The sequence below is a fragment of the Vibrio sp. Vf1514 genome (assembly GCF_052076135.1).
In the GTDB taxonomy this organism is placed as follows: Bacteria; Pseudomonadota; Gammaproteobacteria; order Enterobacterales; family Vibrionaceae; genus Vibrio; species Vibrio furnissii.
Window position 1 is genome coordinate 2,144,719 of the sequence record NZ_CP197267.1, and the last position, 20,939, is coordinate 2,165,657.

General features: G+C 54.6%; 19 protein-coding genes. 9 read left to right on the forward strand and 10 right to left on the reverse strand.

What is annotated here, in order from left to right; genetic code table 11:
- The first annotated feature begins 69 nt into the window (after nt 1-69).
- A complete protein-coding gene (locus ACS18Q_RS09845) occupies nt 70-993 on the forward strand; it encodes a YeiH family protein (RefSeq protein ID WP_014204702.1) in 924 nt (307 codons plus the stop codon).
- Here the strand turns inward: ACS18Q_RS09845 and ACS18Q_RS09850 are convergent.
- The 7 genes from ACS18Q_RS09850 to ACS18Q_RS09880 all read right to left on the reverse strand — a co-directional run bounded on the left by ACS18Q_RS09850 (nt 953) and on the right by ACS18Q_RS09880 (nt 8,440).
- Nucleotides 953-1,132, reverse strand: coding sequence for a hypothetical protein (locus tag ACS18Q_RS09850; RefSeq protein WP_004725058.1), 180 nt, complete (start codon nt 1,130-1,132; stop codon nt 953-955). The two genes, ACS18Q_RS09845 and ACS18Q_RS09850, sit on opposite strands and share 41 nt — an antisense overlap.
- A 73-nt stretch (nt 1,133-1,205) precedes the next feature.
- On the reverse strand, nt 1,206-2,597 hold the full coding sequence (gene menE / locus ACS18Q_RS09855) for an o-succinylbenzoate--CoA ligase (RefSeq protein WP_441257031.1): 1,392 nt from the start codon (nt 2,595-2,597) through the stop codon (nt 1,206-1,208).
- Entirely contained in the window at nt 2,594-3,589 is a 996-nt protein-coding gene (gene menC / locus ACS18Q_RS09860) for an o-succinylbenzoate synthase (RefSeq protein WP_004725056.1), read from the reverse strand. The genes menE and menC overlap by 4 nt, the downstream gene beginning before the upstream one ends.
- A 149-nt stretch (nt 3,590-3,738) precedes the next feature.
- Entirely contained in the window at nt 3,739-4,605 is an 867-nt protein-coding gene (gene menB / locus ACS18Q_RS09865; protein ID WP_004725055.1) for a 1,4-dihydroxy-2-naphthoyl-CoA synthase, read from the reverse strand.
- Nucleotides 4,598-5,434: a 2-succinyl-6-hydroxy-2,4-cyclohexadiene-1-carboxylate synthase gene (menH, locus tag ACS18Q_RS09870; protein ID WP_441257032.1), complete on the reverse strand. Its 837-nt coding sequence runs from the start codon at nt 5,432-5,434 to the stop codon at nt 4,598-4,600. Before menH ends, menB begins: the two co-directional genes overlap by 8 nt.
- Nucleotides 5,424-7,136, reverse strand: coding sequence for a 2-succinyl-5-enolpyruvyl-6-hydroxy-3-cyclohexene-1-carboxylic-acid synthase (gene menD / locus ACS18Q_RS09875; protein ID WP_441257033.1), 1,713 nt, complete (start codon nt 7,134-7,136; stop codon nt 5,424-5,426). The genes menH and menD overlap by 11 nt, the downstream gene beginning before the upstream one ends.
- A complete protein-coding gene (locus tag ACS18Q_RS09880; protein WP_055466037.1) occupies nt 7,133-8,440 on the reverse strand; it encodes an isochorismate synthase in 1,308 nt (435 codons plus the stop codon). Before ACS18Q_RS09880 ends, menD begins: the two co-directional genes overlap by 4 nt.
- Before the next feature lie 225 nt (nt 8,441-8,665).
- Between ACS18Q_RS09880 and ACS18Q_RS09885 the strand changes: the two genes are divergently transcribed.
- The 3 genes from ACS18Q_RS09885 to ACS18Q_RS09895 all read left to right on the forward strand — a co-directional run bounded on the left by ACS18Q_RS09885 (nt 8,666) and on the right by ACS18Q_RS09895 (nt 11,993).
- Nucleotides 8,666-9,880 (forward strand): pyridoxal phosphate-dependent aminotransferase, encoded by a 1,215-nt coding sequence (locus tag ACS18Q_RS09885; RefSeq protein WP_038150916.1) that lies wholly within the window; start codon nt 8,666-8,668, stop codon nt 9,878-9,880.
- A gap of 96 nt (nt 9,881-9,976) precedes the next feature.
- The gene (yfbR, locus tag ACS18Q_RS09890) at nt 9,977-10,561 is read left to right on the forward strand and encodes a 5'-deoxynucleotidase (protein ID WP_004725050.1); all 585 of its coding nucleotides are present in this window, start codon (nt 9,977-9,979) and stop codon (nt 10,559-10,561) included.
- Nucleotides 10,562-10,664: 103 nt separating this feature from the next.
- Nucleotides 10,665-11,993, forward strand: coding sequence for an anti-phage deoxyguanosine triphosphatase (locus tag ACS18Q_RS09895; RefSeq protein WP_441257034.1), 1,329 nt, complete (start codon nt 10,665-10,667; stop codon nt 11,991-11,993).
- A gap of 20 nt (nt 11,994-12,013) precedes the next feature.
- Here ACS18Q_RS09895 and ACS18Q_RS09900 read toward each other — a convergent pair whose 3' ends face one another.
- On the reverse strand, nt 12,014-12,625 hold the full coding sequence (locus tag ACS18Q_RS09900; protein ID WP_014204695.1) for a tRNA-uridine aminocarboxypropyltransferase: 612 nt from the start codon (nt 12,623-12,625) through the stop codon (nt 12,014-12,016).
- A 3-nt stretch (nt 12,626-12,628) separates the two neighbouring features.
- On the opposite strand from ACS18Q_RS09900, the gene rrtA reads away from it, so the two are divergent.
- The gene (gene rrtA, locus ACS18Q_RS09905) at nt 12,629-13,174 is read left to right on the forward strand and encodes a rhombosortase (protein WP_143678755.1); all 546 of its coding nucleotides are present in this window, start codon (nt 12,629-12,631) and stop codon (nt 13,172-13,174) included.
- A gap of 117 nt (nt 13,175-13,291) precedes the next feature.
- Here the strand turns inward: rrtA and ACS18Q_RS09910 are convergent, their stop codons facing one another.
- Both ACS18Q_RS09910 and sohB read right to left on the reverse strand, forming a co-directional pair.
- Nucleotides 13,292-13,543, reverse strand: a complete 252-nt coding sequence (locus ACS18Q_RS09910) for a DUF2999 family protein (protein WP_014204693.1) — start codon at nt 13,541-13,543, stop codon at nt 13,292-13,294.
- Between the two features lie 117 nt (nt 13,544-13,660).
- Complete coding sequence (gene sohB, locus ACS18Q_RS09915; protein WP_004725045.1) at nt 13,661-14,722, reverse strand: protease SohB; 1,062 nt, start codon at nt 14,720-14,722, stop codon at nt 13,661-13,663.
- 89 nt (nt 14,723-14,811) lie between these two features.
- On the opposite strand from sohB, the gene ACS18Q_RS09920 reads away from it, so the two are divergent.
- From ACS18Q_RS09920 to ACS18Q_RS09935, 4 genes are all read left to right on the forward strand, one after another.
- Nucleotides 14,812-15,555: a YciK family oxidoreductase gene (locus ACS18Q_RS09920; RefSeq protein WP_004725044.1), complete on the forward strand. Its 744-nt coding sequence runs from the start codon at nt 14,812-14,814 to the stop codon at nt 15,553-15,555.
- A 127-nt stretch (nt 15,556-15,682) separates the two neighbouring features.
- The gene (gene imuA / locus ACS18Q_RS09925; protein ID WP_004725043.1) at nt 15,683-16,357 is read left to right on the forward strand and encodes a translesion DNA synthesis-associated protein ImuA; all 675 of its coding nucleotides are present in this window, start codon (nt 15,683-15,685) and stop codon (nt 16,355-16,357) included.
- Between the two features lie 2 nt (nt 16,358-16,359).
- Entirely contained in the window at nt 16,360-17,796 is a 1,437-nt protein-coding gene (locus ACS18Q_RS09930; protein ID WP_441257642.1) for a Y-family DNA polymerase, read from the forward strand.
- Between the two features lie 7 nt (nt 17,797-17,803).
- Nucleotides 17,804-20,875: an error-prone DNA polymerase gene (locus ACS18Q_RS09935; protein ID WP_441257035.1), complete on the forward strand. Its 3,072-nt coding sequence runs from the start codon at nt 17,804-17,806 to the stop codon at nt 20,873-20,875.
- Nucleotides 20,876-20,939 lie beyond the last annotated feature (64 nt).

A 20,939-nucleotide genomic window follows, 5' to 3' on the forward strand; every position in this document is an offset into this window, starting at 1 on the left:
TTCTGACCTCGCCCCGTGCGCTACAATGGCCGTCCTCGACTCCGATAACGACCTGATTCCCCCAACATCATGACACTTCACGCAAAACACATTCCGTTTGCCCTTGTCCTTGGCGCCTGCCTGACCCCGTTTATCTCATCCCCCACTGCGCTGTTGCTGGGCTTTTTCCTCGCCTCGCTGGGCTGGGTGCCGACGCAGTTGCCGATCGGCAAAATGACCAAAAAGCTGCTGGCGTATTCCATTGTCGGCTTGGGCTTTGGCATTCCGCTACAACAAGCACTCACGGTCACCGGCCAAGGCATCGGGCTAATTTTGGCCAGCATCACCGGCACCCTCGTGTTTGGCACATTGATTGCGAAAGCGATGGGGCTCAACCGCACCACCGGGCATCTGATTGCGTCCGGCACCGCGATTTGTGGCGGCAGTGCCATTGCGGCGGTGGCGCCTGCGATCAATGCCGATGACGACCAAACGGCGCTGGCGCTGGGCACGGTGTTTGTGCTCAATTCGGTCGCACTGTTTCTGTTTCCGCTGATTGGCCATGCGCTCCATCTGGATCAACACACCTTCGGCACGTGGGCAGCCATTGCGATTCACGACACCTCATCGGTGGTCGGTGCGGCATCGGCTTATGGCGAAGAAGCATTAAAAACCGCGACCACACTCAAGTTGGCACGCGCGTTGTGGATTGTGCCGGTGGCGCTCATCAGTGCGTGGATGTTTCGCAGTCACTCGAAGAAAATCACGATTCCGTATTTCATTGTGTTTTATTGTGCCGCGATTGGGGTGAGCGATGCGTTGCCGCAGTTTGAGGGGGTGTATCAGGCGATCTTCAGCGTGGCGAAGCAAGCGTTGGTGGTGTGTCTGTTTTTGATTGGTTGCAGCATTTCGGTGGCTCGTTTGAAGGCATCAGGCCCGAAACCACTGCTGTTTGGGGTGATTTTGTGGACGCTTATATCGACGACGTCTCTGAGCTGGTTGTTGACCCGTTAACGGGTTTGCGATGCCAAGCAAACGCCAGAATCAGCAGAAATGCGCTCAGTTCGGCAACGTTGCGGGGCCAACCAGTTAGCGTCAGCGCTAGCAGCAGTTGCAGCACAATGGTGGAAATCAGCAAGCCATTCTTCATCATCGATAGTCCTAAGCGGTTTAATTCTTAGGACTATTATGCCAAGCAGTTATAACCAGCAAAATTCAGTTTTGGACTAACTCATAACTCGAAAGCGAGATTGATGGGTTGCCAGCCACGCTTTGAGCGCTTGACGCGACACTTTGATCCCACTTTGTGTCAGCGCAGTCGGCATCTCAAAATACGCGATGGGCCATTTAAATTTCTCTAAACGTCCCTCATACCACGCGTTGCCTTGTTCAAGGCTAAACGGCGTTTGACTGAGCACCACCGCTACCGGGCGAGCGCCAAACTCATCGTCTTCAACAGGCACCACCATCGCCAATTGCACGTCAGGATGACGATTGAGCACACCTTCAACTTCTTCACAGTGAATGTTTTCGCCACCGGAGATAAACAGATTGTCGGCGCGGCCGATGATCACCAGTTGGTCGTGCTCGAAGTAGCCAAGGTCGTTGCTGTCATACCAGCCTTGTTCATCCGTCAAACGATGTAGCTCGCCTTGACGGTAATAACCGCTGGCCAACGTATCGCCACCGATGTAGATGCGCTGGCCGTCGACACGCACGGCGCGATGAGCCAGCACGTGACCCGCACCCGCTTGGCCATCGACTGGTTTGGCCGTGACCGTCGACGCCGCTTCCGTCATGCCATAGCCGAGCCAGGTTTCAATGCCGATGGCCGCCGCTTGCTGCGCCAGCGTTTGTGGAATGTGGCTACCGCCGAGCAACACATGGGTCAGCGTGAGCTGTTGGCCACTGTCGAGCAGGCGTTTCAGTTGCGTTGGCACCAATGACGCGTGCGTGACGCCGTCGATGTCGTGCGCCAACTGACCGCCGCCAATTTTGAGGCACGCCCCCGTGGCCAGCCAACGATAAATGATGGCCAAGCCCGACACGTGATAGAGCGGCAAGCTCAGCAGCCAGGTGTCATCCGCATCGAAATGAAATTCGGCCAGTAACCCTTGCGCAGAAGCAAAATGCTGCGCGTGCGTGTGGGCCACCGCTTTGGGTGTGCCGGTGGAACCGGAGGTGAAAATCAACGTTGCGAGATTGCTCCGCTGGTACGCGTTCTCGGCCTGAACCATGCCAGCGGCAGGTGGTGACAGCGCATTCACGTCTCCCAGCTCATCCAACGTCAGCCCCGCACTGGGCGCAAGCCAAACATTCGCGCGTTGATCATCGCGATATAGCGCCGACCATTTACGGCGCAACTGCGCTGCTGGTTGCGGCATGGTGAGCGCACACACGACACCCAGTTGCATCGCGCCCAGCAGCCAAAACAGCGTTTGCGGGTGGTTTTTGCCCACCAACGTCAGCACATCGCCGCGCTGAAGGCCACGTTCGGCAATCGCCTTGGCGTATTGCTGCACGCGTTGGTTGAGCTCATGCCATGTGAGCGTGCCCTCTTCAAGACAAAGCGCCACCCGCTCAGGGTGGCGCTGCTGCCAGTGTTGCCACGGGGTCATACAGGCTCCGATTGCCACAGCAGGCTTTGGTCGCTCAACGTTTGCAGGGGCAGTTCACACGCTGGCCACGGCGTTTCCAACTGCGCTTTAAACAAGCCGATGGTGTCCAAACCCGGAATTTCATTGGGCAGTTGCCAGTGTGCCAAACGCGCCAATTGCGTCAGTCCCAAGCTCGATTCAATGCTGGAACTGATGATGGTTTGCAGGCCCAAGGCTTTGGCTTTCTCAATCAGCTTCAAGCAGCGAGGCACCGATCCAATCAAAGTCGGTTTGATGACGATGGTTTTCACGCCCACCAGATCTTCTAAGCGGAATTCTTGGCTGCGCACCGCATGTTGCAAGGTTTCATCCCACGCAATCGCAATGCCAGTATCAATCGCAAACGACAAGCTGTCGCTTGGGGATTGGCAGGGCTCTTCTAAAAACGCGATGCGGCCACGCAAGGATGGCGCGACATATTGGGCGAATTTGGCGGCTTTCTCTTTGGTCCACGCGCGGTTGGCGTCCAGACGCAGGTATAAATCCGGCATCGATTCCAAGAACAGATTCACCAGCATGCCGTCACGAATCGGTTCATACAAACCGACTTTAACTTTCGCGACTTTCTGTCCCGGCATCGCATTGAGCTGCGGGATCAATTCATCGGGATCACCAGTACACAGCGGCGCCGCTTGATATTGGCCTTGCGCTGGCAGTTCACCAGCTAATTCCAACTCGGCCATCGAGACACCAAAAGCCACCGACGGGAACAACGCATCGTAATCCAACGCTTGACCTTGCACCCACAGCTCGAGCTGCTCTTTCGCCAGTGCGCCCGCTTCGTCTAGCGATTCCACACTAAACCCAATTAATGGCGCAACTTCGCCACGCCCAATCTTGCCATTTTCCTGAAGTTCAACGATGAAGCCTTCACGTTCCGTCAACTTCTCTTCACGAAGAATCACGCCGCTATCCATTGGCAAACGGTAGCGATACAGTTTTGCACTGCGCATATCTAATTTAACTCTGTTGATGAGTGACATGTCCATTCCCCCTCAACGGGCCTATCGCGCGCCGTTGGGCAGTGTTTGGAGCACCAAATTCACTGAAACTACATGGAAACAAAAAGAGCGGCACCAGACATCTGGGCCGCTCTTGTCGATTAAGGGTTACGCGGGAACTTGTTGAAGTCCGGTCTGCGTTTTTCGTTGAACGCGTTGCGGCCTTCCTGACCTTCGTCAGTCATGTAGAACAGCATGGTCGCGTTGCCCGCCAGTTCTTGCAGGCCCGCTTGACCGTCACAGTCTGCGTTCAATGCCGCTTTCAAGCAGCGCAGCGCCATTGGGCTGTGTTGCAACACTTCGCGGCACCAGCGTACGGTTTCTTTTTCCAGCTCATCGACAGGCACAACGGTGTTCACCAAGCCCATGTCCAGCGCTTCTTTGGCGTCGTAGAAACGGCACAGGAACCAGATTTCACGCGCTTTTTTCTGACCAACGATACGCGCCATGTAAGAGGCACCCCAACCGCCATCAAACGACCCGACTTTCGGGCCAGTTTGACCAAATTGCGCGTTTTCCGCCGCAATGGTCAGGTCACACATCATGTGCAGCACGTGACCACCGCCAACCGCCCAGCCCGCAACCGATGCGATCACAGGTTTTGGACAGGTACGAATTTGACGTTGGAAGTCGAGTACGTTGAGGTGGTGCGTACCGGTTTCGTCTTTGTAACCGCCGTAATCGCCACGGATTTTCTGGTCACCACCAGAACAGAATGCATCTTCACCCAGACCGGTCAAAATGATCACGCCAACGCCTTCGTCATAACGTGCATCAGCCAATGCGTTGATCATCTCTTTAACGGTTTGCGGACGAAATGCGTTGCGAACCTGTGGGCGCGCAATGGTGATTTTCGCAATACCATCTTCCGATTTGTGATAGTGAATGTCTTCGTAACTGCTGCCGCAGTCTTGCCAGACAACCGGAGCGTAAAGTTCTTCTTCTGAAATGCCTACTGTTTTAGCCATGGTGATTCCCATTGTTGTTGTCCGCCACCCGTACAGTGGGTCGCGGTATTAAATCGTGTATGATGCGCGCGAAAGCGACCGGTTGTTCATGATGAACATTGTGCCCCGCGTCGTCGATCTGACGATAGTTCAGCCCGCTTTGCTCAGCAAGCTGACGAAATTTTTCATCTTTTGCGCCGCAGATGTACCAAATCGGCATCGGCAACTGCGTCAACCCCGGCAACAAATACGGCTGCGTGGCCAGCGATGTGGATAACAGCATCGTGGCGACAGCGGCGCCAAGATTAGCACTTCGCTTCGCAATTAAGGTTTGTCTTTGCTCATGGTTTAGTGAACTAAACACCGCTTGCTGATACCAATCGCTCAATACCTGCTCAATCGGCTCGGCCTCAAAACGCATCGCCCAGCGATGATCGTTTTGCCAACGCGCTTCTCGTTCGACCGCCGAAGGAAGGCCAAAGTTTCCGCCTTCGATGATCAAACCTTGTACGTTGAGCGCTGCAAATGCATGGGTTGCCGCGCCCGTCATGGCAATGCGCCCGCCCAGCGAATAGCCCACCAGCCAGATGGGCGTTTGCGCCGGTACCTGCGCCAGTACCGCGGCGGTGATTTGCTGGCAACACGTGGCAAAGTCGTCGCACGTTTGCGCCTGGCTGCCGCCATGTCCGGGCAGGTCCAGCGCAATCCAGTCATAGTCTGGCAGCGCTTCGAGCACCGCTTGCCAATCGTCGGTGTTTCCAAGCAAACCATGCAGAAACACCAACACCGGCGTGTCAGCGCGCGGCTGGCGTGATGGCCGGTGAGAAAACGAGGTACGACTAGAGAGCATGAATCTGCGGCATCAGTTGTTTGATTTGCTGCGCGGCTTGTTGAGGCGGCGTGGTGATCTCAATCAACAACGTGCCTTGGCCCTGCGCCAAATGCTCATCCACCAGCCCCTGATACGCGGCTAACGTTTCCGGATTGGCGTAACGCAACCCAAACTGCGCGGCAACATGTTCAAACTGCATGCCATGTGGCATTTGATACAGCGCTTCCCGTTGCTGCGCCGGGACAGGCAACAGATCGAAAATCGCCCCGCCATCGTTATTGGCGACCACAATCACCAGCGGCTGCGGCGTATTGCGCACCAAGGCAAGTGAATTCATGTCATACAATAACGAGGTATCGCCCATCAGCATCAGCATTGGCTGCTTGATGGCACGTTGCACCCCCGCGGCAGTGGCAACCAAGCCATCAATACCGGAGGCACCGCGGTTAGAAAACACGTCACGTCCGTCGACGGCGCTAAACATATCCACCAAGCGGACAATCAAACTGTTGCCGACAAACAACGCAGCGTGAGGCGCACGCTCAGTCAAATCGAGCGCCAGCGCGATTTCCGTCATCGGTTCATTGCTTAAATGTAACTTGGCGAGTTCTGCCGTGCTGTAGGCGTAACGTTTCAACGCATCCGCCCAGCCAGCATGCGTCGCGTTGAGCGCGGTCCATTTACTCAGCTTGGTGTCAATCCAGTCGGGAATATCACACACCCACTGTTGCTGGGGCAGATGCGATTGATTGTTGCGATCCGGCGCTGGCGACACATAACAATACTGTGCGTCACTGCGGCGAACATGCTGCTCCAGCCAGTGATTTAAACGTTTGGACACGATGCGTGAACCAAACTGCACCACCTGCTCGCACTCATCCAGCACCGCTTTGGCAGCGCTGTTTTGTAGCCACAAATCAAAGTGTGCCCATTCACTGCTGATCCCCGATTGCGGGTCACACAGCAGCGGCCAGCCCAATTTCTCTGCAAACTGCTGCGCGGCTTTGGCTTCCGCCAAACGCACCGAACCGACGATCACCAAGCCTTTGCGGCTGAGCATCTGGCCCTCTTCGGGAAACGCATGCGCATCGCTGAAACGGCGCTCGCAATACGGTTGATTCGATTGCTGCCAGTGACTCACGCTCGCCAAGTACTCTTGGTACACGCGTGTGTCGTTGGCGGAATAGAGGGGTTCTGGGAACGGGCAGTTAAAATGCACGCTGCCGCCATGCTGCGCTTGGTGACTCAGCGCCTCATCGACGGTGGTCAGCAGCCAGTTGAGCGGTAAACGCACATTGGGACTCGGCAGATTCACGGCTTGCGTCACATGAGACGAATAAATACCCAGTTGGTTGATCGCCTGATTGGCACCGCAACCGACCAGTTCAACCGGGCGATCCGCCGTCAGAACAATCAGCTTCTCGCCGGTCAAACGTGACTCTGCAATGGCAGGCAACACGTTGGCGACCGCGGTTCCGGACGTGACGATCACCGCCACCGGGTTGCCGCTCGCTTTCGCCATGCCCAGCGCCATAAAGCCCAAGCCACGTTCGTCGTAATGAGTATGCAAGGTCAGGTTGTGATTGGCGGCGGCTTCCAGCGTCAATGGGGTTGAACGCGAGCCCGGCGCAACACACACCTCGCTCACGCCAAATCGGGTCATCTCTTCCAGCAGCGTCTGGCACCAGATGCGGTTTAAGACCGCTTGATCCTGACTCATGAAGCTACACCCAGCGGCAGGCGATCAGTGATGAGGCTCAGCAGCGTCGACATTTTTTTGTCCAGCTCCTGCCATTCATATTCAGCCACCGAGCCCGGCACGATGCCCGCGCCCGCAAACAGCTGCACTTCTTGTTCCAACACTAATGCGCTGCGAATCGCGACGCAAAACTCGGCTTGTTGATGACTGAAATAACCCATAGACCCTGCATACCAGCCCCGAGCAAACGGCTCGTGCTGAGTGATAAAATCAAACGCTTCTTTGCGTGGCACACCCGCTACAGCAGCGGTCGGCTGCAGCGCACTGAGCAGCTGCACACCATTAACGCCCGCGTTCAGTTGAGCGTGAATCCGACGCTTCAAATGCTGCACTTTACGCAGCCGAACCAAATGGGCTTCCTGTTCCACCGTCACCGTCTCGGCATGAGGCGTTAAACGGTCGACAATATCATCCACCACATATTGGTTTTCATTGAGGTTTTTGGTGTCCTGCGCCAGCCAGTTCGACAGTGCCATATCTTGGGTTGCGTTTTGGCCGCGACCAATGGTGCCCGCCAACGCTTCGGTGTGCAGATCCAACCCTTGACGGAAATAGAGCCGCTCCGGCGTAGAGCCCATAAAACTGTGTTTGGCATCGAGCGCCAAAAGAAAATGAAAGCTGTTATGGTTCTGGTCGTAGCTGGCTTTGAGCAGTTGCGCCGCACTGATTGGGCGATCCAGCGTGAGGCTCGTTTGACGCGCCAGCACCACTTTCTTGAACGCGTTGTGCGTAATGCCATCTAGCACTTGATCCACCAGCGTCGCCCAACCCGATTCGGTGGGTGCATGCTGCACGTCGGTCACCTCACAGTTGAGCGCACGCAGCGGCGTGACGTCCGTCAGCAGCTTCTGTAACGTGGCGAGTGTGCGATGACGTTCATGACTGACGTTGGCCGCGAGTGTCCAAGTCTGATCAAAGCGAATCAGCTCCACCTGAGGCAGAAAGAAAAACGACGACATGCAGCGGCGGTTTTTATCGGTCTGACCATCAAATGAGCGCCCGCCCCACACACGTTGATCATCACCCAAAATGGTGTACGCCGGTGCAGGGTCGGAGAATGTGTAAAGCTGCCCCAATGCGACCACCTCTTCGCGGGTGTCACGGGACTGCCAATAGAATTTCGGGAAAACCGGTTGGGCTTCAAGCCAATCGATGAACGCGAATGGTGGCTTCTCTGCCAACTCTTGGGTGAAACGAACGTCGTTATCCCTCGCGTCGTTAATTTGCTCTATCAACCGAGCAATGGCTTGATGAAAGTTCGACAAAGCGACCTCGACTAAACTGAGATTCGATGTAACAGTAGCTACTCTATTGAGAGAGCCCTCGTAAATCAAGGTTATACCCCATCTTTTGCGTGCTTTTCCTGTCTCCCTGATGCAGCACTGATTTTTTCCTGCGGAGAAAGCGATTCATCACTAGATTTATATTCTAAAAAAAGGCAACCTGTTGTAGTTTAATAAAGAAATTCAATTATTTTTTGGGGTAATACAATGCAAAATATCGGGATGTCGTCAAAACTCGATAATGTCTGCTACGACATTAGAGGACCAGTACTTAAACATGCTAAGCGCATGGAAGAAGAAGGGCATAAAATACTAAAGCTCAATATCGGCAACCCGGCCCCATTTGGTTTCGACGCCCCGGATGAAATTCTGGTCGACGTGATTCGTAACCTCCCTACCTCACAAGGTTATTGTGATTCAAAAGGCATCTATTCGGCACGTAAAGCCGTGGTGCAGCACTATCAGAAAAAAGGCATTCGCTCGCTGAACGTCGAAGACGTTTATGTCGGTAACGGCGTATCTGAACTGATCGTGATGGCCATGCAAGCCCTGCTCAACAACGGCGATGAAATGCTGGTCCCTGCCCCGGACTACCCGCTGTGGACCGCGGCGGTTGCGCTGTCAGGCGGTAAAGCGGTGCATTACCTGTGTGACGAGCAAGCGGACTGGTATCCGGACATTGATGACATCAAGAAGAAAATCACCCCGAAAACGCGCGGCATCGTCCTGATTAACCCCAATAACCCAACCGGCGCGGTCTACAGCCGTGATTTCCTGTTGGAAGTGATTGAAGTGGCGCGTCAGCACAAGCTGATCATTTTCGCCGATGAAATTTACGACAAAGTCTTATACGACGGTGCAACGCATACCTCGGTGGCCACTCTGACCGAAGACGTGCTGGTGATGACGTTTAACGGCTTGTCGAAAGCCTACCGTGTATGCGGTTTCCGTGGCGGTTGGATGTTCCTGACTGGTCCAAAACATCTGGCACAAGGCTACATCGCAGGGCTGGAAATTTTGTCGTCAATGCGTCTGTGTGCCAACGTGCCCATGCAACACGCCATTCAAACCGCGCTGGGCGGTTACCAGAGCATTAACGAGCTGATCCTGCCGGGCGGTCGCCTGCTGGAACAGCGTGATCGCGCTTGGGAACTGATCAACCAAATTCCGGGCGTATCGTGCGTGAAACCCAAAGGCGCGATGTACCTATTCCCGAAAATCGACACCAAGAAATACAGCATTAAAGATGACCAAAAGATGGTCTTCGACTTCCTCGTGCAGGAAAAAGTGCTGCTGGTTCAAGGTAGTGGTTTCAACTGGCCGAAACCAGACCACTTCCGCATTGTGACACTGCCTCACGTGGAAGATCTGGAAATTGCGATTGGCCGCTTTGAACGATTCCTCAGCACCTACAGTCAATAACGCTTTCATCGACCTTCGGTGATCAGTTAGGCTATTCAGGCTCTCTTTTATACACTAGAAGAGAGCCTGATTTTTAGATGAGGAATGCCGAGAGTTATGAAAGAAAGCCATTTTTTTGCCCATCTCGCCCGAATGAAGCTGATCCAGCGCTGGCCGCTGATGCGCTCTGTCTCCAAAGAAAATATCTCTGAACACAGCTTGCAGGTGGCGTTTGTCGCCCACGCGCTGGCGGTGATCAAAAACAAAAAGTTTGGTGGCACGCTCAACCCGGAACGCATTGCGATTCTGGCCATGTACCACGACTCCAGCGAAGTGCTGACCGGCGATTTACCCACCCCCGTGAAATACTACAACCCCGACATCGCCAAAGAGTACAAGAAAATTGAAGCCGCCGCTGAGCGCCGTTTGTTGTCGATGTTGCCGGAAGAGTTTCAGCAAGATTTCGCGCCCTTTCTGGTTCACGAAGCAGCGTATGAAGACGATGCGGCGATCGTCAAACAAGCTGACTGCATCTGCGCTTACCTCAAATGTTTGGAAGAACTCAGCGCTGGCAACCACGAATTTGCGCTGGCGAAAAAACGCTTGGATGTCACGCTGCAAGAGCGCCACACCCCGGAAATGGCTTATTTTCTGGAAACCTTCGCCCCAAGCTTTGAATTAACACTGGACGAAATCAGCTAAGTCGCTGTAAGTTTTATCAAAGATACAAATCTTATCCACATCGTTGAATCGGCCCGCTCGGCCTGCTTCGGCAGGCGGTGCTGGGGCCATGCAGGAGCAGTGTATGCAGGTATCCATCAGCCCAGATTGGCAAGCGCGGAACGACGACGAGCACAAGATTCGTCGCAACGATCATCGCAGTCCGTTTCAGCGTGACCGCGCGCGCATTCTGCACTCTGCGGCGTTTCGTCGCCTGCAGGCCAAAACCCAAGTGCACGGCACCAGCCTCAACGACTTCCACCGCACCCGGTTGACACACTCGTTAGAAGCATCGCAAATCGGCACCGGGATTGTCGCGCAGATCAAGCTCAAGCAGCCGGAGTTTCGCGATCTACTGCCCTCCGACAGCCTGATTGATTCTTTATGTCTGGCGCACGACATCGGCCATCCGCCTTATGGGCACGGCGGCGAAATCGCGCTGAATTACATGATGCGGGAACATGGTGGCTTTGAAGGCAACGCCCAAACATTTCGTATTGTGACCTGTTTGGAACCCTACACCGAACATCACGGCATGAACCTGTCGCGCCGCACCCTGCTGGGGCTACTCAAATATCCGGCACTGCTCAGCCAAACCCGCGCCGAGAAAATTCCTGAGTCGGTGCCACACCAGCGCCAGCTCAAAGCCAAAGATTGGGCGCCCGCCAAGGGCGTGTACGACGGTGATCGTCAGATATTTGAATGGGTACTCTCGCCGCTCAGCGCCAACGATCGCATGCTGCTGAGCCAAATGCGCGGTGACGCCACCACGCCGTATCAACACCAGAAAACGCGCTTTAAATCGCTCGATTGTTCCATCATGGAGCTGGCCGATGACATCGCCTACGGCGTGCACGATTTAGAAGATGCGATCGTGCTTGGCATGGTGACGCAAACGCAATGGCAACACGCGGCTGCGAACCAGCTAGCCACCAGCGGCGAATGTTGGTTTACCGAGCATATTGAAACACTAAGCGAGATGCTATTTTCCGGCCAGCACCATGTGCGTAAAGACGCCATCGGCGGCATCGTCAATGCGCTGCTGACCAGCATCAGCGTGCGACCGGTGGATGCGCCGTTTGACAGCGAACTGCTGGCATTTAACGCCTATTTGGAACCCAACATGGGTCACGCGCTGGAGATCCTCAAAAGTTTCGTCAATCAATATGTGATTCAGGTGCCACAAGTGCAGCGCTTTGAATACAAAGGCCAACAGATCATCATGGATTTGTTTGAAGCCTTGGCCGCCGATCCGGAGCGCTTATTGCCTCAAGCCACTCGTGAGAAATGGCAAACGGCGGAACATGCATCCGGCGATGGCATGCGAGTGATTTGTGACTACATTGCGGCGATGACTGATGCTTACGCGCAACGCCTGCATCAGCAATTGTTCTCCGCACACGTCAACTACTAACACCGGACGAAAGCACGCGACTATTGGTCTTGTTTGAGGTAATTGCGCTCAAACACACCCGGTGGCATGTGTTGAATTTGATGATCAATCATGGCGTCAAAGGTGCGCATCAGCGGCGAAAAATCGCAATCAGGCTGCAAACTTTGCAGCAAATGGTAACCGGCTTCAACGGTCGAGAGCGCATTGTCGCTCGGCGCTTTGCGAATGCGGTAATTGCCGGTGAGATCTTTGGGTAAGTGCAGCGATGGCAAGGCATGCAACTGGGGATTCACCTGCCACATTTTAAATGCTTTTTTCCAAGTGCCATCCAATAAGATCACGCGCAGCGTTTTGCCTGCTTCGGGCTCAAACTCAGCCGAGGAGGACGACTGCTCACTGGGATACAACACGAAATGTTGCGCGCTGTCATCGGCCAGCAGGCGGTTCAGTTCCTCGTGCTGACGGAAATCTTCCCCCACCAACAAACGGCTGTTGGGCAGCGACAGGCTCAAAATACGCGCCGTTCCCATCGGGCGGTGTTCTTCAGTTGGGTGTTGAAGAATGATAAGCTCCACTCGCGAACTTAACTGCACAATCGCATCACAAATGCAGGCTTTGCGTGCTTTTCCACACTCTGAACAATAACGGGACATACTGTGAATCTTTACCTGTGGCTAATTTTAATCAGTATCGTGTGTTTCGGGCTGCAATTCGAGCCGCTCGCCAGTGGCAGTGCGTGGCAGCTCAGCGGCATTCAACACGGCCAATGGTGGCGGATCCTAACAGGAAATTTCACCCACACCAACTTTGCTCACTTGGGCATGAACCTCGCCGGGTTGTGGATCATCAGTTTTATCTTTAAACCAGCGGCGCGCACGCTGCTGATTCTGCTGCTCTCGCTCAGTGTATGGATTGGACTCTGCGTTCTGCTCACCGACATGCGCATCTACGTGGGCCTTTCCGGCACCTTACACGCGCTGTTTGCGTTCTTTGCCCTGCAAGAAGTGCTACAAGGCCGTCGCAGCAGCTGGCTGTTGGTCCTTGGCGTGGTCGCGAAAGTGGTATGGGAACAAGCATTTGGCAGCTCGATTGGCACCGAACAGCTGATCCATGCGCGCGTTGCAACCGAGGCGCATTTGGCAGGCGTGATTGGCGGATTGGGATTGGCGTATATGGCCAAGCAGTGGCGGTGGAACATTTAGCACATCTCTCCTCCCCCTTCCCCAAAAAAAACACACACGAACAAAACACACCAACAAAAAGGGCCGCCAGTATGACACCAGCGACCCTTTTCAATCCATCACGAACTCGCAATCAACTTATTGTTGCAACTTCGCTTTCGCAGCTTCAACTTTCGAGAAATCCAAGCCCAGCTCTTCCACGGCTTCTTTAATCAGCGCCGGATTTTGCATCACTTGGCCCATCAGCAGTTGCAGTTTTTCCTGCGGCAGACCCAGTTGGCTGAGGGTCATCATCGCCGCCAGTGGGTTTTGCGTCAGCGCCTGAAACAGCTCGCCAATTTGTTGGTCACTAATATTGTTCTCTTTCAACAGTGCGAGAATCGGGTTCATCACAGTACCTTTTTTAACGATGTCTTTCATTATGTTATCAAGTGGACCACGTGTTTAATGCATGAGGTCATCAAACGAAAGCGCCCGCATTAAGGCGCTTGGGTGGTTCAATAGGGATTATACAATCGGACGCTGGCCGCGGCTGATCAGCTTCAGGAATACGCTGTCGGCGGCTTCACCAGCCACACCCGCCAGTTTAGCGGTCAGTTTTTTCTTCTGCACGTAGTGGAGCGCCAGCACAGTTTTATTCTTGCACGCATCGACAATCAAATCGTCTGAGGTTTTGATCTCATCCACCAGCCCCAATGCTTTGGCTTGAGTGCCGAACCAGTGTTCACCCGTCGCCACTTTTTCCAAATCCAGATCCGGGCGGTGTTCACGAATAAAGTCTTTGAACAGCACGTGCGTTTCTTCCAGCTCTTCTTTGAACTTTTCGCGAGCTTTATCGCTGTTTTCACCGAACATCGTCAGCGTGCGTTTGTATTCACCCGCGGTCAGCTGTTCAAATTCAATGTCGTGTTTTTTCAACAATTTGTTGAAGTTAGGCAGTTGCGCGACCACACCTATCGAACCGACAATCGCAAACGGCGCCGACACGATTTTATCGGCGATACACGCCATCATGTAGCCACCACTGGCCGCCACTTTGTCGACCGCAATCGTCAGCGGCAGACCGGCAGCTTTCAAGCGATCCAACTGAGAAGATGCCAAGCCATAGCCGTGCACCATGCCGCCGCCCGTTTCTAAACGCAGCAGCACTTCATCGCCCTGTTGTGCAACCGCCAAAATGGCCGTAACTTCTTCACGCAGCGAGGTCACTTCCTTGGCATCGATGCTGCCGTGAAAATCCAGCACGAACAGGTGTGGATCGCGTTTCGCGTCCAGTTCGCCGCCTTTCGCTGCTTTTTTTACTTCTTTTTCGCGAGATTTGTTCTTTTCCTTTTCGCTTTTTTTCTCCGCTTTGTCGCGGGCTTTCAAAAAAGCGTCATCATGGAGATGAGATTCAAGCTGTTCCACTGTCTGCTTGTGTTGCTCAGTCAGGTTGGTGACTTCCAGCTCGCCTTTGGCTGCGCTGTGTCTTCCGCCCACGGACTTCACAATGACTAATAACACCACGACAGCGACGACGATCGTCGCAATCTTGGCCAAAAACAGGCCATAGTCCAACAAAAATTCCAATGTGTTCATCCTCTTCAATGCGAATTGGTGTATTGTAACCACCTTGTCACGAAGACTTAAAGCAAATCATAAGAATAAGGAAACGTAACGTGGATTATTCAGTTTCTAAAGATGCCTTGAAAGATAAAGTTATTCTGGTGACCGGTGCAGGAGATGGCATCGGTAAACAGGCCGCGATCTCGTACGCCGCGCACGGCGCAACCGTGATCCTGCTTGGCCGCACAGTGAAAAAACTAGAACACACCTACGATGAAATCGAAGCCGCAGGCTACCCGCAGCCAGCAATCGTCCCGCTGGATATGAAAGGCGCCACCAAGCAAAACTACGTTGATATGGTAGACACCATTGAGGGCCAATTTGGTCGTCTGGACGGTGTACTGCACAACGCTGGCCTTCTGGGGGTGCTCAGCCCATTCGATCAAATCGGCGAAGATACGTTTGATGATGTAATGCAAGTGAATGTGAAGTCTCAATTTTTGATGACACAAGCCCTGCTGCCCCTGCTGCACAAATCTGACGATGCGCGCATTGTGTTCACCAGCTCAACGGTGGGTCACGTCGGTCGCGCATTCTGGGGCACTTACTCAATTTCAAAGTTTGCGACCGAAGGCATGATGCAAGTGCTGGCAGACGAGCTGAGCGACAGCACCATTCGCGTCAACGCCATTAATCCTGGCGGCACCCGCACGGGCATGCGCGCCAAAGCGTTCCCGGCAGAAGATGCTGAATTACTGAAAACGCCGCTGGATATCATGCCGCTGTACGTCTATCTGATGGCGCCAGAAGGGCAAGCGGTCAACGGTCAGTGCATCGACGCGCAGCCAAAAAAATAAACCCAAAACTCGTATTGAATTCAAAGCCTTGCTCAATCAGCAGGGCTTTGTACTTTCTGCCCCGCGACTTTTCTCTTGAATGTTCAACATAACGAAATATACTGTACAAATATACAGGTAGATTGTTATGTATGAACTGATCGAACACCTCAAAAACAAACACTGGTTATGGCAAGGCTCCGACACGCCGTGCGAGCCGCCTTCTCATGCCACAGGCTTTGCCGAACTCGACCACCAGTTGGCTGGCGGTTTTCCAGCACACGGCGTGATTGATATTCAGTCGGCCTGCGGCATCGGTGAACTGCGCCTGCTGTTTCCTTACCTGCAGCAGCATCATGAGCGCCTGACGGTGCTGATCAATCCGCCGGGGCAAGTGCACGCAGAAAGCCTGCAACACGCTGGAATCCATCTCGATAACGTGTTGATTCTCACCCCGCAAACTACCAAGGAAGCGTTATGGTCAGCCGAACAATGTGCGCGCAGCGGCGCTTGCAGCCAAGTGCTGTTGTGGCAGGACAAACTGGAAGTGCATCACGCGCGCCGTCTGCAAGTGGCGTGTGAAACTGGTGACTGTTTGCAGTTCCTGTTCCGCTCGCGGCAAGACAGCCTGTTTTCTTTGCCCGTAACCATGACACTCGTCCTGAGCGCCCACCCTCAAGGCGTGGAAGTGCGTGTTCCCAAACGTCGTGGCGGCTGGCCATTGGGCGCTTTCTCAGTCTCGATGGCTGAGCGCTGGCAAGCGCTCACATTGCCCCGACCCACGTCGGTGGTGGTGCCGTTTCCGCTGCGCAAGCAAGGCTGATGATGACGCTGTGGATCTATCTTCATTTTCCTGCGCTGCAACTCGATACCGTGTTTGCGCCGGCGGCAGAAACGGAGCCAGCAGCTCCGGTGGTGATTGTCGATGGGCGCGTCCATCAAGTGGTGCAAGCCAACGAACTGGCTTTCAACCAAGGCATCACGCTGGGCATGGGGCTTGGCAGCGCGGCCGCATTGTGCGCGGGGCTGCAAGTGCACCCTTACGATACCGAGATTGAGCAACGCGCGGTGGAAGAAATTGCGCAGTGGCTCTATTTGGTCACTTCCGATATCGTCCTGTATCCACCGCAGGGGCTCTTGCTGCGCGCCACCAATATGCTGTCGCTCTATGGTGGGCTAACCGCTTATTGGCGCACGCTCCGCCATCATCTAGATCAACGCGGCGTGCGTTACCACTACGGGTGTGGTTTCTCACCGTTGAGCGCCATGTTGCTCGCCAAAAGTGGCACCAATCTGATTGAAGCGGATACGACCATCTTGCGCCAAAAGGTCGGCCGCTTTCCACTGACCGCCACCGAACTAGAGAGCAAACACACTGATAAACTGGCGCGCGTCGGCATTCGAGACATCGATAGCTTGCTCGCGCTGCCGATGCAGGAGATCGCGCGCCGCTTTGACATCGATTTAGTCAACTATGTTGGCCGGCTGCTGGGACAATTCAAACACCCGGTCAGTTTTTATCATCCACCGGAAGCGTTTCACAGCCATCTGGAACTGCTGTATGAAATCGACAACGTGCAGTGGCTGGAAAAGCCGCTGCGCCGCCTGCTCACACGGTTGGAGCTGTTTCTGACGCTACGCAATCAGGTCGCGTTCGAGCTGAAACTCACGCTGACGCAGCGTGACAAAATTCAGCACAGCGTGACGTTCACCTCCGCACGCGGCGATTATCAGGCGGAAAAATGGGCGCAGTTGTGCCGCTTGAGCATGGAATCACTGCTGCTGGAACATCCGGTCGTCAGCCTGACGTTGCACGTGGTACGGGGGGGCCTTGCCGAGCAGACTGCCGAAGATTTTTTCTCGGGCATCAAAGGCCAGCAAAGCCCGTTAGAACTGATCACGCTTTTGCAAGCCAAACTCGGCCCATCACACGTGCACAAGCTACAACTGAGTGATGATCCAAGGCCGGAAAAGCGCAGTCGCTATGTCCATCCCAATGCTCATCCCAATGTGCATCCAACCACGACAACAACCAAGCCACTACGGCGCGCCGAATTGCGCCCCAGCCTGCTGTTACCTGAGCCGCAGCCGCTGTGCGAAGCGGTCTCGTTGATTCATGGCCCGGAGCGCATCGCGACCGGTTGGTGGGACGGTCACAATATGATTCGTGATTATTTTATCGCTCGCACCGAGCAAGGGCGCTGGCTGTGGGTGTTTCGCACTCCCGAGCAGCAATGGTTTATTCACGGCCAATTCAGCTGAGGCAATCATGGTTTATGCAGAACTGTTCTGTCAGAGTAATTTCTCGTTTCTGACCGGCGCATCTCATCCCGAAGAGTTGGTCATTCAGGCTGATTTTCTGCGCTATCACGCCATTGCGATTACCGATGAGTGCTCACTGGCTGGCGTGGTTCGCGCCCACACCGCCATAAAACAACAGCAACTGGGCATCAAGCAGATTGTCGGCAGCCTGTTTCAGCTCAATGACGAGTGCCGCTTTGTGTTGCTGTGCCCGAATCAGGACGCGTATGCCGAACTGTGCCGCATCATCACCAATGCTCGGCGGCGCAGTGAGAAAGGCCAATACAAACTATCGGAATGGGATGTGATGTCGGCGCGCCACTGCTTGGTGATTTGGTTGCCGAGCCACACCGAACGTGACAAACACTGGGGACAATGGCTGACTCAGCATCATCCCCACCGATTATGGCTGGGTGTACAACGCCACCTTGGGCCGCAAGACAACGCTTACCTCGACCATTGCCGCACGCTGGCACAAGCATTCGATCTCCCCATAACCGCGTGCGGCGGCGTGCTGATGCACAACGCGACCCGCCTGCCCCTGCAGCACATTCTGACCGCCATTCAACGCGGCCAGCCGGTTGAACATATTCAGGCTCATTTGGTGAGCAATACCGAGCGTGCGCTGCGCAGTCAGGCCAAGCTGAGTAAACTGTTTCCGCCCGAATGGCTCCAAGAGAGTGTGCGCATTGCTGAACGCTGCGAATTCCAGTTGGGTTCGCTTCACTACCGCTACCCCAGTGAGTTGGTGCCCGATGGCCACACGCCGATGGCCTACCTGCGCCAGCTCGTTGAGCAAGGCAAAGCGCTGCGCTTTCCGCACGGCGTGCCCGCCGACATCAACGCCACAATTGAAAAAGAGCTAACGCTGATTGACGAGCTTGATCTCCCCTACTACTTTCTCACCATTCACGACATTGTGATGTTCGCCAAACGCAGCGGCATTCTTTATCAAGGGCGCGGTTCGGCGGCTAATTCCGTGGTGTGTTATTGCCTCGAAATCACCTCGGTGGACCCCCGCCAGATCAGCGTGCTGTTTGAGCGCTTCATCAGTAAAGAGCGCCAAGAGCCGCCGGATATTGATGTCGATTTTGAACACGAGCGGCGCGAAGAGGTGATTCAGTATCTGTATCGCAAATATGGCCGTGAGCGAGCAGCTTTGGCGGCGACGGTGATCAGCTATCGCTTTAAAAGTGCCGTGCGCGATGTGGGGAAGGCGCTCGGCATTCATGAAGCGCAACTCGATTTTTTCATCAAGAACGTTAACCGTCGCGATCGCGGTTTGGGCTGGCAAGCGCAGCTCACTGAACTGGGCTTGGAACCGCAGTCGCTCAAAGGACAGCAGTTTATTGAACTGGTCAACGAGCTGATCGGCTTTCCACGTCATTTATCGCAGCACGTCGGTGGTTTCGTGATTTCCTCCGGCCCGCTGTACGAACTGGTGCCGGTTGAAAACGCCGCCATGCCGGAACGCACCATTATTCAGTGGGATAAGGACGATTTGGAGAGTCTCGGGCTGTTTAAAGTCGATGTGTTGGCGCTTGGCATGTTAACCGCGATTCGCAAGTGCTTTACCTGCATTGAGCAGCACCATCAGCGCAAACTCAGCATTGCCGACATCACTCGCCTGCAGGATGATGCCAACGTGTATGGCATGATTCAGCGCGCCGACACCATTGGCGTGTTTCAGATTGAATCGCGCGCTCAGATGAGTATGCTGCCGCGCCTGAAACCGCGCTGCTATTACGATTTGGTGATTCAGATTGCGATTGTGCGCCCCGGGCCGATTCAAGGTGACATGGTGCACCCGTTTCTCAAACGGCGCGATGGCATTGAAGACGTCACCTACCCGTCAAAAGAGGTGGAAGCGGTGCTCCAACGCACCATGGGCGTACCGATTTTCCAAGAGCAAGTGATCAAAATTGCCATGGTCGCCGCCGGATTTTCGGGCGGTGAAGCTGACCAATTACGCCGCGCCATGGCGTCATGGAAGAAAACTGGCGAGCTGGCGAAATTTCGCACCAAGCTGATCAACGGCATGCTGGCGCGAGGTTATGAGCTGGCGTTTGCCGAGCGGATTTATGATCAAATCTGCGGCTTTGGCGAATACGGTTTTCCGGAAAGTCATTCCGCCTCATTTGCCGTGTTGGCGTACTGCTCGGCGTGGCTGAAATACTACTATCCGGAAGCATTTTATACCGCGCTGCTCAATAGCCTGCCGATGGGGTTTTACAGCGCTTCACAACTGGTGCAGGACGCGCAGCGCCACGGCATCAAGGTGCTGCCGGTGTGCGTGAACGCCTCGCAGTGGGATCATCAGGTGGTGGAGCATGAACAGCAACAGGCGATGCGTCTTGGCCTGAGGCAGGTGAAAGGCTTCAGCGAACAAGGTGCGCAATTGCTGCTGAACGCGCGTCCGGCGCAAGGGTTTCATCACCCGGCGCAGCTGAAACGTTGCGGGCTCACCCAAAAGGACATGGAATCACTGGCATCAGCCAACGCGCTGCACAGCTTTGCGCATAATCGCTATGCAACCCGCTGGTCGATGATGGATTCGCTCTCCGATTTGCCGCTGTTTGAGCAACTCGACGAAGCGGCGCCGGCGCTGTATCAACAACCGAGTGATATGGATACCTTGATCGAAGACTACGCTTCGCTCGGTTTGTCGCTCACCCAGCATCCCGTGACCTTGCTCGATACCGCCGGCGAGCTGGGGCGTTTTAGCCGCATGCGCGATTTGGCGCAGTTGCCGCACAAATCGCTGGTCACCGTGGCAGGAATCGTCACCGGACGCCAATCCCCTGGCACGGCGGCGGGCGTGACCTTTTTCACGCTGGAAGATGATACTGGCAACATCAATGTGGTGGTATGGCAGGCCACTGCGCGGGCGCAAAAAAGCGCCTATATCAGTGCCAAAATGCTGATGGTGAAAGGGATTTTGGAACGCGAAGGCAGCGTGATTCACGTCATTGCTGGGCGGCTTATCGACCTGACGCCAAAGCTCCAACAGCTACACACTCAGTCGCGGGATTTTCATTAACGTTGCGCGCTGCGTTGGCTTCACCGACAAAAAAAGCGCTGACCATTCAGCGCTTTCGAATTGA

What these genes read in the sequence shown, in the direction of transcription:
- ACS18Q_RS09845 (WP_014204702.1), top strand. Translation starts at nt 70, where the DNA reads ATGACACTTCACGCAAAACACATTCCGTTTGCCCTTGTCCTTGGCGCC.
- ACS18Q_RS09850 (WP_004725058.1), bottom strand. Translation starts at nt 1,132, where the DNA reads ATGATGAAGAATGGCTTGCTGATTTCCACCATTGTGCTGCAACTGCTG.
- menE (WP_441257031.1), bottom strand. Translation starts at nt 2,597, where the DNA reads ATGACCCCGTGGCAACACTGGCAGCAGCGCCACCCTGAGCGGGTGGCG.
- menC (WP_004725056.1), bottom strand. Translation starts at nt 3,589, where the DNA reads ATGCGCAGTGCAAAACTGTATCGCTACCGTTTGCCAATGGATAGCGGC.
- menB (WP_004725055.1), bottom strand. Translation starts at nt 4,605, where the DNA reads ATGGCTAAAACAGTAGGCATTTCAGAAGAAGAACTTTACGCTCCGGTT.
- menH (WP_441257032.1), bottom strand. Translation starts at nt 5,434, where the DNA reads ATGCTCTCTAGTCGTACCTCGTTTTCTCACCGGCCATCACGCCAGCCG.
- menD (WP_441257033.1), bottom strand. Translation starts at nt 7,136, where the DNA reads ATGAGTCAGGATCAAGCGGTCTTAAACCGCATCTGGTGCCAGACGCTG.
- ACS18Q_RS09885 (WP_038150916.1), top strand. Translation starts at nt 8,666, where the DNA reads ATGCAAAATATCGGGATGTCGTCAAAACTCGATAATGTCTGCTACGAC.
- yfbR (WP_004725050.1), top strand. Translation starts at nt 9,977, where the DNA reads ATGAAAGAAAGCCATTTTTTTGCCCATCTCGCCCGAATGAAGCTGATC.
- ACS18Q_RS09895 (WP_441257034.1), top strand. Translation starts at nt 10,665, where the DNA reads ATGCAGGTATCCATCAGCCCAGATTGGCAAGCGCGGAACGACGACGAG.
- ACS18Q_RS09900 (WP_014204695.1), bottom strand. Translation starts at nt 12,625, where the DNA reads ATGTCCCGTTATTGTTCAGAGTGTGGAAAAGCACGCAAAGCCTGCATT.
- ACS18Q_RS09910 (WP_014204693.1), bottom strand. Translation starts at nt 13,543, where the DNA reads ATGAACCCGATTCTCGCACTGTTGAAAGAGAACAATATTAGTGACCAA.
- imuA (WP_004725043.1), top strand. Translation starts at nt 15,683, where the DNA reads ATGTATGAACTGATCGAACACCTCAAAAACAAACACTGGTTATGGCAA.
- ACS18Q_RS09930 (WP_441257642.1), top strand. Translation starts at nt 16,360, where the DNA reads ATGACGCTGTGGATCTATCTTCATTTTCCTGCGCTGCAACTCGATACC.
- ACS18Q_RS09935 (WP_441257035.1), top strand. Translation starts at nt 17,804, where the DNA reads ATGGTTTATGCAGAACTGTTCTGTCAGAGTAATTTCTCGTTTCTGACC.